The 12,814-nt window shown below is 72.5% G+C and carries 8 protein-coding genes; 6 read left to right on the forward strand and 2 right to left on the reverse strand.

What is annotated here, in order from left to right:
• The first annotated feature begins 472 nt into the window (after positions 1 to 472).
• The 6 genes from PUR71_RS05650 to PUR71_RS05675 all read left to right on the forward strand — a co-directional run bounded on the left by PUR71_RS05650 (position 473) and on the right by PUR71_RS05675 (position 8,670).
• Positions 473 to 2,266, forward strand: a complete 1,794-nt coding sequence (locus tag PUR71_RS05650) for a polysaccharide deacetylase family protein (RefSeq protein ID WP_329925210.1) — start codon at positions 473 to 475, stop codon at positions 2,264 to 2,266.
• Between the two features lie 30 nt (positions 2,267 to 2,296).
• The gene (locus PUR71_RS05655) at positions 2,297 to 3,388 is read left to right on the forward strand and encodes a glycoside hydrolase family 113 (protein WP_329925211.1); all 1,092 of its coding nucleotides are present in this window, start codon (positions 2,297 to 2,299) and stop codon (positions 3,386 to 3,388) included.
• Positions 3,389 to 3,468: 80 nt separating this feature from the next.
• A complete protein-coding gene (locus PUR71_RS05660) occupies positions 3,469 to 4,623 on the forward strand; it encodes a low temperature requirement protein A (RefSeq protein ID WP_329925212.1) in 1,155 nt (384 codons plus the stop codon).
• A 264-nt stretch (positions 4,624 to 4,887) separates the two neighbouring features.
• A complete protein-coding gene (locus tag PUR71_RS05665; protein WP_329925213.1) occupies positions 4,888 to 6,633 on the forward strand; it encodes an Ig domain-containing protein in 1,746 nt (581 codons plus the stop codon).
• A 120-nt stretch (positions 6,634 to 6,753) separates the two neighbouring features.
• Entirely contained in the window at positions 6,754 to 7,944 is a 1,191-nt protein-coding gene (locus PUR71_RS05670; protein WP_329925214.1) for a hypothetical protein, read from the forward strand.
• Positions 7,945 to 8,040: 96 nt separating this feature from the next.
• Entirely contained in the window at positions 8,041 to 8,670 is a 630-nt protein-coding gene (locus tag PUR71_RS05675) for a DedA family protein (protein WP_329925215.1), read from the forward strand.
• Positions 8,671 to 8,802: 132 nt separating this feature from the next.
• Here the strand turns inward: PUR71_RS05675 and PUR71_RS05680 are convergent, their stop codons facing one another.
• Together PUR71_RS05680 and PUR71_RS05685 are read right to left on the reverse strand one after the other, a co-directional pair.
• Complete coding sequence (locus PUR71_RS05680; RefSeq protein WP_329925216.1) at positions 8,803 to 9,813, reverse strand: YihY/virulence factor BrkB family protein; 1,011 nt, start codon at positions 9,811 to 9,813, stop codon at positions 8,803 to 8,805.
• A 144-nt stretch (positions 9,814 to 9,957) separates the two neighbouring features.
• The gene (locus tag PUR71_RS05685) at positions 9,958 to 12,774 is read right to left on the reverse strand and encodes a protein kinase domain-containing protein (RefSeq protein ID WP_329925217.1); all 2,817 of its coding nucleotides are present in this window, start codon (positions 12,772 to 12,774) and stop codon (positions 9,958 to 9,960) included.
• Between the last annotated feature and the right edge of the window lie 40 nt (positions 12,775 to 12,814).

Here is a 12,814-nt window from a genome sequence, read left to right on the forward strand (position 1 = left end):
GGTCCGCGGCGTGCGGTCGGAGGCTATCAGATGACAAGCAGGCTTAAACACTTGATCACGAAAGGCCGCGAATCGGAATATTAAATTCCGTGGAACGGCGGTGAACCGTCCCGATCGGGCGTTCGGTAGGCCGGTGATCGTTTGATTGCCGCAGGCCGAGGGTCGATGATTGGCCGAATGTGGTGCCATCGGAGCGTGTGCGTTCCGCGTCGTACTCGCCGGGCTCCTCCGTGCGAAGTCGACCATCGAAAAGTGCACGGCCCGTGCCCCTAAATGCTGTTGACACCCCTGGGGCCCGGCGTGAGAATCGGCGAAATGCCGGGGCTTCACCGCCGTGCCTTGCCATGTCTTCACCAGATTCACCGGGGGGTGCCTGGGGTGAGGGGCCGGCGAAACCCATGAATCAGGGGGGACAGCAATGAGCAATGCGAGAGGGAGAATTCCGGTTGCCCGGGTCCCGCTCATTCTGACCGTGATCACCGCCCTGCTGGGCGGCGTCGGGCTTTCCACCGGTGCCGAGGCGGCGGGCGGTGCCGGGAATCCGAGCGTTCCGTCCGGCGGGCTCCTGGGCACCGTCGCCGCGTCCGGCCCGGCCACCGGGGCCGGCTCCGTGGACCTGACGGCCTGGAGCGCCGTGCAGAAGGCCAACGACACCAGGCGCCGGGCGCACCGCCTCACCGTCGTCCCGGCGGCGGCCCCCGCGGCCGCGGCCGAGCGCCCGTCCGTCCAGGCCACGACCGCGCCGGCCGGTGCCTCCGCTCTCGTCCTCTACGACACCACCGGCCCGTACGGCTACCTCGGCGAGCTCTACGCCATGGCGACGGCCAACCTCGCCGGCCACTTCGGCACCGTCACCGCCAAGCCGGTCTCGGCGTACGCCCCCGGCATGGTGGAGCAGTATTCCGCCACCTTCTACATCGGCTCGACGTACTACGGCGGTGCCATTCCGGACGCCGTCCCGGCGGCGTTCTACCAGGACGTGATGACGACGGCCAAGCCGGTGGACTGGATCGGCGACAACGTCTGGAACATGGCCAACGCCGTCGGCATCGAGAACTTCAAGAAGAAGTACGGCTGGGACCCGACCAACTCCTACTTCTCGACCAACGGCGGCGTCGGGAACATCAACCAGGTCACGTACAAGGGACAGACGCTGACCCGGAAGATCCCCGCGGGCGCGGACGGCGGCGTGCTGCACCCCGCCCTCTCCGGCGCCGGGTACCCGCAGGTCACCCAGCTCGCGCTCGCCACCGACGCCACCACCGGGGCCGTCACCCCGTGGGCGGTCCGCTCCTCCAACCTCACCTACGTCGGCGAGATCCCCTTCGCCTACGTGTCCGAGTCGGACCGCGTGGTCGCCTTCGAGGACCTCCTCTTCGACGCCCTCGCCCCGGCGACCACCGAGCGCCACCGCGCGTTCGTGCGCCTGGAGGACATCAGCCCGGGGTCGGACCCGACCGAACTGCGCACCATGGCCGACTACCTGGCCTCGCAGAAGATCCCCTACGGGATCAACGTCATCCCCGTCTACACCGACCCCCGGGGCGTGTACGACAACGGGACGCCCCAGACCATCACCCTGGCCCAGGCCCCGGACGTCGTCGCCGCGCTCCAGTACATGCTCGCGCACGGAGCCGTCCTCATGAACCACGGCTACACGCACCAGTACGGCAACGTCAACAACCCGTACACGGGCGTCACGGCCGACGACTTCGAGTTCTTCCGCTCGCACGTCGACGCCGCCGACAACGTCATCTACGACGGGCCGCCCGCCGAGGACTCCACCGCCTGGGCCCAGTCCCGGGTGACCGCGGCCCTCGCCGGCTTCGCCGCGGCCGGACTGCCCAGGCCCGCGATCTGGACCACCCCGCACTACGCCGCCTCGGCCGGCGACTACCGCATCTTCGGCCAGAACTACACCGCCCGGCTGGAGCGTCCGCTGTACTTCGCCGGAACGCTGAGCGGCGCGCCCGTGAACCCGGGCCGCTACATCGGGCAGTTCTTCCCCTACGCCGTCAGGGACGTCTACGGTACGACCGTGCTCCCCGAGGACATCGGCAACTACGAGCCGGTGCCGGTCAACAACCATCCGGCGCGGCTCCCGGCCGACCTGATCAACTCGGCCAGGGCCAACCTGGCCGTCCGCGACGGTGTGGCCAGCTTCTTCTACCACCCGTACTACCCCGTGGCGCCGCTCCAGCAGACGATCGACGGCATCAGGGCCCTCGGCTACACCTTCGTGGGCCCGATGGACCTCGCCGACTGAGCGACCCGAACAGGTGAGGAGCTCTCAGCAGTGAACCCGGTGAGGAGGACGGCCGCCGCACTGGCGGCGCTGGCCGTCCTCTTCGTCGCCGCCGGATGCTCCGCGGAGTCCGGCGACGACGAGGACAAGCCCAAGCCCACTCCCTCCTCGGCCGGCGCACCACCGACCGGCCGACCCGACGACGGGAAGACGAGCGAGATGCGCGGCATGACGCTCCCCTCGTGGAACACCGACGACTACGACAGCCCGCAGGCCGCGACCTACATCCAGCAGATCGCCGCCACCGGCACCCGGTGGGTGACCTTCACCCCGACCTGGTACCAGGACCGCGTCACCGACTCGGCCATGCGCACCACCGACGAGACCGCGGGCGACGACAGCCTGCGCACCATCATCCGCCTCGCCCACGACGCGGGTCTCAAGACGATGATCAAGCCCCACGTGGACCTGACCAAGGGCGGCGACCGCGCGGAGATCAGGCCGTCCGACCCGGACGCCTGGTTCACCGCCTACCAGGGCCTCATCACCCACTACGCCCAACTCGCCACCGACAACGGCGTCGACCAGCTCGCCGTCGGCACCGAACTCGCCGGCACCTCCCAGGACGGCGCGCACTGGAGCAGGGTCATCGCCGCCGTCCGCGACCGCTTCAAGGGCCCGCTGACGTACGCCGCCAACTACGACGAGTACAAGAAGATCCCCTTCTGGAAGGACCTCGACGTCATCGGCATCGACGCCTACTGGCCGCTGACCGACAAGGCGACGACCGACACGGCCCAGCTGCGCCAGGCCTGGCAGCCCATCGCCGACGAGCTCGCCGCCTACTCGCAGAGCCAGCAGCGGAAGATCCTCTTCACCGAAGCCGGTTACGTCAGCCAGCGCGGCACCACCACCGCCCCCTACTCCTGGACGGTCAGCAAGCGCGACGGCGACGCCGAACAGGCCGCCGCCTACGAGGCGTTGCTCGCCACCTTCGACGGAAAGCCCTGGTGGGCCGGCGTCTGCTGGTGGATGTGGGACGACTGGCCGGACAGCGGCGAGACGAAGAAGAAGCTCGCGTACACGCCCCACGGGAAGCCGGCGGAGGACGTCCTGAAGAAGTGGTGGGCCGGCGGCACCTGACGGTGCCCCGCGGGCGAGGTGCTCGGCCGCGGCCGGAGCGCCGCCGGGGCGGGTGCGGCGCCGGGCGGCAGAGTGGTCGCATGCGGGAGCGGGATGACGGCCAGGAGTCGTCGCAGGAGCAGCGGGCCGGCTGGTTCGAGCTGTTCTTCGACCTGGTGTTCGTGGTCGTGGTCAGCGTGCTCGCCCAGGGCCTGCGCGGCGATCCCGGGGCGAAGGAGTTCGGCACGTTCCTCGTGCTGTTCTTCCCGGCCTGGTGGGCCTGGGCGAACCTCACGGTGACGATCAACGTGGTCGGCTCGGACCGGCCCCGCGGCCAGGCGCTGCTCCTCGGGACGATGCCCGCGCTCGGGCTGATGGCCGCGGCGGCGCCGGACGGGCTCGGCTCGCGGGCCTGGGCGTACGCGCTGGGCGCGGCCTGGGTCCGGCTGGGGTTCTTCGCGATCTGGCTCGACCGGGCGCGGCGGCCCGGGAGCCCGCTGCCCGTCTGGCGGCCCGTCCTCTACTGCCTCCTGCCCGCCGCGCTCTGGGCCGTGTCCGCCGCCGTGCCGGGGCCGGGGAGGTTCGTCCTCTGGGGCGCGGCGACGGTCCTGGAGGTGGTGCTGCTCTCGGTGCGCGCCGGGATCAGCGCCGAGTTCTACGCCCGCCTGTCGGTCGAGCACCTCGTCGAGCGGATCGGCCTGTTCGTCGTCATCGTGCTCGGCGAGAGCGTCTACACCATCGGCGTCACCCTGTCCGCCCACTTCACCCGGGCGTCGGGGGCGACGGCGCTGCTCGCGTTCGCCGTGGTCGCCGAACTCGCGCTGGTCTTCTTCGTCTGGGGCACGACGGAGGCGGCGCGCGGGCTCGCCCACGTCCAGGCCGAACGCTCCGACCGGGCCATCCGCGACACGGTGATGTACCTCCCCTTCGTCCTGGTCTCCGGTGTGACCGTCATCGCCGCCGCCCTCGGCACCGCCGTGGCCGCGCCCACGCACCACCTCCCGCCGGGCGCCCGCTGGGCTCTGTGCGGCGGCATCCTCGCCTTCTACACAGCCAACGCCGCCATCTCGCTGCGCTACGGCGACGCGCCGCGCACCGTCCTCGCCTGGTACCTGCCCGCCCTGCTGCTCACCCTGGCCGGCCTGGTGCCCGCCTCGGTGTTCCTCCCCGCCCGGGCCGCGGTGGCCTGCGCGGCCCTGGTGGTCTTCGCCCTGGCCAAGCTCGCCCGCCACCGCAGCGCCGCCCGCCGGGGTTGACCGGTCGGCGTCCTCGTGGTTCCGCGCACAGGCGGTCCCATGCCCGCCCGCTACTCGCCCCGTGCACTGACCCATGGGGACATGACGGTCGGGCCGCGCCACATGTGACGACCCGGGTTCCGTTTATGGGGATGCGGGGGCGGTGTGGAACGTCGATTCGTCGCGTTCCGTTCAAGCGCCGCTTACCCCATCATGGAACGGTGTCCGCGCGCCTACGCGCGTAGCACCGCCCCCTGTACCCCCACTGCACGGAGGACTTGACCCATGCTCAGACGCCTTGACGCCGTCCGCCCCCTCGCCCTGGGTGCGGTCGTCCTGACCGTCCTCGCCGGATCGAGCGCCGTCCCCCACCGGGCCGCCGCGGCGACGACCACGACGAACGCCACGACCGTGACGACCGCGACCCCCGCCGCCGCGACCGCACAGCACCGCGTCCTGTTCGACAACAGCAAGGCCGAGACCGCCGGCAACGCGGACTGGATCATCAGCAGCAGCCAGCCGGACCCGCTCGCCCAGAACGCCGCCCCGCAGTCGGAGACGGACTGGACCGGCGCCATCTCCGCCTGGGGCGTGGCCCTCCAGAAGACCGGCCAGTACAGCCTCAAGACGCTGCCGAGCGGCTCCACCATCACCTACGGCACCGGCGGCGCGCTGGACCTCGCCAACTTCGACGAGTTCGTCCTGCCCGAGCCGAACATCCGGCTCAGCGACTCCGAGAAGACCGCCGTCATGACGTTCGTCCAGAACGGCGGCGGCCTCTTCCTCGTCTCGGACCACACCGCCAGCGACCGCAACAACGACGGCTGGGACTCCCCGGCCATCCTGAACGACCTGATGACCACCAACTCGGTCAACAGCAACGACCCGTTCGGCTTCTCCGTCGACCTGCTCAACATCCAGACCGACAACCCGAGGGCGATCAGCGACACCGCCGACCCCGTCCTGAACGGCCCGTTCGGCACCGTCACCGGAAGCATCATCCGCAACGGCACCACCTTCACCCTCAAGCCCGCCGACAACCCCTCCGTCAAGGGCATCGTCTACCGCACCGGCTCCTCCGGCACCACCGGCGCGTTCTTCGTCACCAGCAGCTTCGGCAAGGGCCGCGTCGCCATCTGGGGCGACAGCTCCGCCATCGACGACGGCACCGGCGAGCCCGGCAAGACCGTCTACAACGGCTGGAACGACCCGGCCGGCACCGACGCCGCGCTCGGCCTGAACGCCACCGCCTGGCTCGCCGGCGGCGGCAGCGGCACCACTACCGGCAGCGTCACCCTCACCAACCCCGGTGCCCGCACGGCCACCGCCGGGACGGCCACCAGCGTTCAGCTGTCCGCCACCGACACGGCCGGCGGCACCCTGACCTACGCCGCCTCCGGCCTGCCCGCAGGCCTGGCCGTCAACGCCACGACCGGCCTGATCAGCGGCACCCCCACCACCGCGGGCAGCTACTCCGTGACGGCCACCGCGACCGACTCCACCGGTCCGTCCTCCTCCGTCACGTTCACCTGGACCGTCCAGCCCGCCGGCGGCGGCACCGGCTGCACCCCCGCCCAGCTGCTCGCCAACCCGGGCTTCGAGGCCGGTACGACGGCCGGCTGGACCGAGACCAACACCAGCGGCACCAGCAGCATCAACAGCGGCTCCAGCGAGCCGCCGCACTCCGGCACGTACGACGCCTGGCTCGACGGGTACGGCAGCACCAACACCGACACCCTCGCCCAGACCGTGAACCTCCCGGCCGGCTGCAGCACCTACAACCTCAGCTTCTGGCTGCACATCGACACCGCCGCCAGCAGCACCACCGCCTTCGACAAGCTGACCGTGACCGCGAACGGCACCACCCTGGCGACCTACTCCAACGTCAACGCGGCCGCCGGCTACCAGCAGCACACCATCAACCTGTCCGCGTACGCCGGGCAGAGCGTGACCCTCAAGTTCACCGGCTCGGAGGACTACACCAAGCAGACCTCCTTCGTCCTGGACGACACCGCCGTCAACGTGGCGTGACGCGCGGCCGGTCGGCCTCCCTCCGGGCGGGGGAGGCCGACCGGCGTGATGGATCGTCAGGCCGGGCCGGCGTTCGCGGCATTGACGGCGGCCCCACACCGTCGCTGCTAGCCTCGGCCCATGTCTGCGGAGCGATTCCTGACGCTGGACCCGGCCTCGGCCGACTTCGTCGTCGACGTCTCCAACGTCGTCCGCGACGACGCCCTCCTGAGCGCCCGCAAGGCCGACCTGGAGCGGCTCACCGCGCTCTGCCGCGCGCTGGCCGCGCACGTGGGCGACCACACCCTGCAGATCTACGCCGTCGTGGACGAGTCGCTGCTCGCCGACGCCTACCTCACCCGTGCCGAGCGCGCGCAGCTGCACGACTGGGTCGAGGCCGGTCTGATGGAGCCGCGCACGGTCGCGGACGACCGGCTGATAGAGATCGCCGACCTCTCCGGCGTCTCGGTCGTGAGCGACGACGGGTTCGTCGAGCTCCACCGCCGCTACCCGTGGATCTCCGGCAACCGCGACCGCTTCGTGAAGCCCGTCCCCCTGCCCGGCGGCCGGGTCGGGATCGTCCGGCGGGTCATGCCCGTGCCGGCCGACTGGCAGATCACGCGCAAGGAGGAGGAACGCCTGCTGCTCTCCGCCGGGATGCTCGACCGCCGTACCGGCAGCGGCCCGCGCCGGGAGTTCCTCGAACGCCTCTGGCGCTGCCCCGAGCGCGGCTGCCGGCTCTTCGAGGGCGGGCGCCGCACGGGCGCGGGGCAGGCGCTGCCACGGCACGACCGGGGCCGGGCGGTGTGCCCGGCGCACCGGCTGCCGCTGATCGACCGCGGGCCGCGCCCGAGCCAGGTCGAGGTCAAGATCCACGTGAACGACGAGGTGCAGACGCGCGTCGTGGTCGTGGCCGGGCGCGACGTCGTCGTCGGACGCGACCCGGTGGCCCGCAAGGGGCAGCGGCCCGTCCTCATCGGCCCCTGGCTCACCGGCGCGGCCACCCACCTCGTCAGCCGCTCGCACGTCCGACTGGCCTGCCACGACGGCGTCCTGGAGGCGCACGACACGAGCACCAACGGCTGCCGGGTCCGCTCGGCCGACGGAACCGAGCGCGAGCTCCGGCCCGGTCGGTCGTGGCAGCTGCGGCGCGGGCAGCGGCTGCTGCTGCACGAGTCCGTGTGGGTCGAGATCAGCGGCCGGACCTTCGTCTTCGAGGACGAGACGCCGCTCCCGCAGGCGCCCGTGCGCAGCGAACCGTCGGGGCCGACGATGCTCGGACGGATCCTTCCGAAGCAGGACCACCGCAAGGGCAGGCGTCCGACGCACTGACGGCGCCCGGTGTCGGGGCCGTCACGCCCGGTGCTCGTGGGCGGGCGGGGCGTTCCGGCGGGATCATGGGATGGTGATCCGCAGCGGGATGCGCCGATGAACGTGATCACCGACTGGCTGCGCGGGCTGTCCGGACCAGTGGTGTACGCGGTCGTCGCGGCGCTCGTCTTCGCCGAGGACGCGATCTTCGTGGGCTTCATCGGCTTCGTCGTCCCCGGCGAGACCTCGGCCATCCTCGGTGGCTTGCTCGCGCACCAGGGCAAGGTCTCGCTCGCGTGGATCACGGTCGCCGTCGTCGGTGCCGCCATCCTGGGCGACTCGGTCGGCTACGAGATCGGCCGCCGCTTCGGCCCCTCGCTCATGCAAACGCGCGCGCTGCGCCGGCACGAGGAACGGATCGACAGGGCGCGGGAGTTCATGAGCCGACGGGGCTCGGCGGCGGTCTTCTTCGGCCGGTTCATCGCCTTCCTCCGCACCATGGTGCCCGCGCTGGCGGGCACCTCCCGCATGCCCTACCGCCGCTTCCTCTTCTACAACGCCGTCGGCGGCATCGCCTGGGGCGTCGGCTGCACCCTCCTCGGCTACTTCGCCGGCGCCGCCTACCACCGGATCGAGGGCCTCGCGGGCCGCGTCGCCGCCATCGCGCTGGCGGCGCTCGTCGTGATCGCGGTGGTCGTGTGGCACGTCCGCAGGCGCCGTGCCCGGGGACGCGACGAGAAGTCCTGAGGGGGTCTCGCGCGCGTCCCGGCCCTGGCCCCGGTGCCTCGGCCTCGGGCGACCGGGGGCCAGTCGTCGGTGAGCACGGTTCTGATGGTGTGGGTCACGCCCGGATCCTCGCGTCCGTCCGGGTGTGGGTCGTCATTCCCCGGAGGCGCGGTCCGTCGTCCCGCCGTCGTCGGGATCCGGCCGGGGGGCGTCGGCCTCGAAGTCCACGTCGACCTGCTGTTCGGGGCGGCGCTCCTCCTGGCGGGCGATCGCGCTCAGCACCTGTTCGTCGGCGTCGGTGAGCGGCGGCTGGAGCAGGCTGCGAGGCCACAGGCGGCGCGCCAGGACGACGTTGGTTTCGGCGATGTACACGGTGATCTGCGCGGCCAGGTAGAGCCAGAACAGCAGGCCGATGACGGTGGCGAAGAATCCGTAGACCTGGCCGGCGTGGCGCAGCTCGTGCACGACGAGCAGGGAGCCGAACGCCTGGAGGGCGGTGAACAGGGGGCCCGCGACCGCGCAGCCCGGCCAGAGCGCGCGCGTCGGGACCTCGCGGGGGGTGAGCACGCGGAAGCAGGCCAGGCACAGGGCGGCGTTCAGGAGTGCGGAGACGATCAGTCCGCCGATGCGGGCGGCCGGCCCGCCGAGCGAGGACGCGACGACCGACGCGGCCCCGGTGCCGAGCACCAGGCCGGTGCCGAGCACGACCAGCAGCAGGAGGCTGCGGCCCAGGCGCGGCCAGTAGCCCGGTCGGCGCACGCCCGGGACGTTCCAGATCTCGGCCATGGCGTGCTGGAGCACCTGTGCGATGCCGAGCGAGCCGTAGAGCATGAACAGCATGCCGACGACCAGGGCGAACCCGCTGCCCTGGAGGGAATGGACGTTCTGGCGGAGCTGGTCACCGATGATCGGGAAGTCCGCGAGGGCGGAGTTGAGGACGGACTTCTGCGCACCGGGGTTGCCGTGCAGGACGAAGCCCAGGACGGTGCTCAGCAGGAGGAGCAGCGGGATCAGGGCGAGGAAGCCGTAGTAGGTGATGAGCGCGGCGAGCAGGCCGCCGCGGTCGTCGCCGTACTTCTTGATCACGCCGAAGACCACGGCGGTGGGGCGGTGGCGCTGCTGGTAGCCGTCCACCGAGCGCAGGGCGCGTTCGACCGGGTTCATGCCGTCCTCCTCCGCACGTCGGGCGCGCGGACCCGCCACGGACCGGGCCGCGCGGATGCGTCTGCCCACTGCGCCGGTCCGTACGCCACGCGGGCTCCATGCGAACCTCTGGTGGCTCGGTCGGTCACCCGGCCGGGCCGGGTGTCAGCCCTCCGTCTCGCGCTCGCCCAGCGGGCGGCGCCAGGGCTTCGAGAAGCGGTGCAGCGCCTTGGCGAACGGGTGCTCGGCCTCGATCCGGGCGGACTGCTCGGCCGCGCCGGGGTGGCCGCGTTCGCCGGCCCAGCCGTACCAGTCGATGGCCGCCCGGTACGAGCCGTTGCGCTCGAGGGCGCGGGCGCCGTCCAGGATGGCCCCCAGGTTTCCTGCCTCGCCCGCGCGTCGGAGCCAGCCGAGCGCGATCCGCTGGTCGTGGGCGGTGCCCGATTCGAGGTGGAGGCGGGCCAGCTTGCGCATCGCGCCGACGTCGTTCGCCGTGGCCGCGTGCTCCAGCCAGTGCCGGGCGCGGGCGGGGTCGAGGTCGACCATGGTCAGCGCGGCCGCGCGGTCGCCGGCCTCGGCCAGCGCGCGGTAGCGCTTGACGGCCGCCTTCCTGAGCCGCTTGCGCTCCTGGCTCGTGGCGGCGGTCTCGTGCAGCGCCAGCGAGAGGCGGGCGACCTCGCGGGGCGCGGTGGGATCACCCTGCTGCTCGGCCGCCAGGAAGCAGGTGAGGGCGTGGGTGGGATGGCCGTTGCGCTCGTGGAACTGCCCCTGCTCCCTGGCGGTGAGCGAGGTGGAGGGGATGTGCACCTTCGCGGCGGGCGCCGATTTCGTGGGGGCCTTGGTGAGAGCCTTGGCGGGTGCTTTAGCCGGAGTGGACGCCTTGGTGGTGGCGGCCTTCTTCGCGGGCTTCTTCGCCGGCGCCTGCGCTGGTGCCTGCGCCGTCGCCTGCGCCGTTGCCTTGGCGGGCGCCTTCGCGGGTGCGGCTGCCTTCGCCGGTGCGGCCGCCTTGGCCGGTGCGGTGGTCGCTGCCGCACCCGACGACCCGGGGGCGCGCTCCAGCGCCTTGCGCAGGCGCTCCACTTCCTTGCCCGCCGTAGGGTGGCGCTTCTCGGCGGCGCGCCGGTACCAGGTGAGCGCCTGCTCGGCCCGGCCGGTCCGTTCGAGGATCTCCGCCGCCAGCAGCATGGCGTGCGCATGGCCGGCCTGGGCCGCCTTCAGGTACCAGTGCAGCGCCTCGGGGACGCGCGTCTCCTTGTGGTACCAGCTCGCGAGGTCGAACGCCGTGGCACCCTCGTTGCCCGGCGGAGCGTCCTGGTACGCGGTCAGGAGCGCGCGTTCGCGCCAGGAGAGGCCGACGTCGGGCCGGGCGGCCTTGAGCCGCGCGACGGCGTCGGTGGCCTGCTGGTTGGAGCCCCGGGCCGCGGCCCGCTCGAACCAGAGCAGCGCCTCCGCCCGCCCGGCGCCGTCCGGCTCGGCCTCCGCCAGCGCGCCGAGGCGCATCATGGACTCGGACTCGCCGACCCGCGCGGCCGACCGGTACAGCACCACGGCCTCCGACCCGCGGTGCGGGAAGAACCGGTCGATCAGCTGCGCCGCCTCGCGGGCGGCGGTCGTGTTGCCGGCTCCGGCGGCGAGCAGCAGCCAGTAGAGGGCGGCCTGTAGGTCGCCGGCCGCCCGGACGGCCAGCCCTACCTGTCGCATCGCGTTGGAGTTCCCGGCCTCGGCGTCGGCCCGCCACTTGGCCCCGGGCGCGCCGGCGTACGGCTTGGCGGGCTTCTGCTTGGGCGCGGCGGCTTGCTTCGGCGCGGCTTGCTCGGCCGGGGGTTGCTTGGCGGGGGCTTGCTTGGCCGTGGCCTGCGTCGCCGAGGGCTGCGTCGTGGCCGGCTGTTTCGCCGCCGTCGCCGCCTGGGTCGTCCCCTGCCGCTTGCCGCCGGACGTCGTCGGCGCGGCGAGGTCGCGGTTCTCGCGGTACCAGGCGTCGGCGGTGGCCGAGGTGCCGCCGGTCTGCGACACGGTCAGCGACTGCCGCGGGCCCGCGGGCGCCGCTCGGCGGCGCAGCGGCTCGCGCAGCTCGTTCGCGGCCTGCCAGCGGCCGACGATGGCGGCCAGGACGGCGGAGGGCAGCCAGCCGGTGACGTCCGGCTCGGTGCTCGGCAGGAGGGCGGCGAGCTGGGCGGTGGTCGGCCGGTTCCGCGGGAGGGGCTCCAGGCAGGGGCGGACCACCTTGGCCACCGCCGCGGGCAGGCCGTCCAACCGGGGCCGGCCGGCGAGGATGCCGGACGTGATCTCGGGTTCGGACGCCGAGCCGGTGCCGAACGGGTGGCGGTCGAGCGCCGCGTAGCCGAGGACGAGACCGAGGGAGAACACGTCCCCCGACCGTTCCACCTTCCGGTTCCTGAGCTGCTCGGGCGAGGAGAAGGTGCGGGTGCCGGGGTTGCCCGCCGCGGTGAGGGTGGTTCCGTCGGTGCGCGTGAGGTCCCGGGCGATGCCGAAGTCGATGACGCAGGGGCCGGGGCCGTCCAGCAGGATGTTCGAGAGGTTGAGGTCCCGGTGGACCAGGCCCACGGCGTGGATCCGGGTCAGCGCGTCGATCAGTCCCGCCGCGAGGACCTGCCAGGTGCGTCCCCGCAGCGGCCCGCCGCAGGTGCGCAGCGCCGAGCGGAGGTCGATGCCGCGCATGTAGCGGGTGGCGAACCAGGGTTCGTCGGCGGTGACGTCGTCGGCGACGACCTTCGCCGTGTGCCGGCCGCCGACCGCGCGGGCGGCCCGCACCTCCCGGACGAACCGTTCGAGGTAGGTGCGCCGGTCGTCGGTCGCCAGGCGGTCCGGCCGGATCACCTTGAGCGCGACCTCGCGCCCCGCCCAGTCGCCCGCCTCGATCCGGCGGGCGTAGTAGACCGTGCCGTACCCGCCCTCACCGAGTCTGCCGTACAGCCGGTAGGGGCCGATCCGCTCCGGATCGGTGTTCCAGAGGTGTTCCAACTCGTCTTCCTCGTCGCCTGTTTGACCGTTCCGCCGACCG

The sequence above is a fragment of the Streptomyces sp. SP17BM10 genome (assembly GCF_036322405.1).
Taxonomy (GTDB): Bacteria; Actinomycetota; Actinomycetes; order Streptomycetales; family Streptomycetaceae; genus Kitasatospora.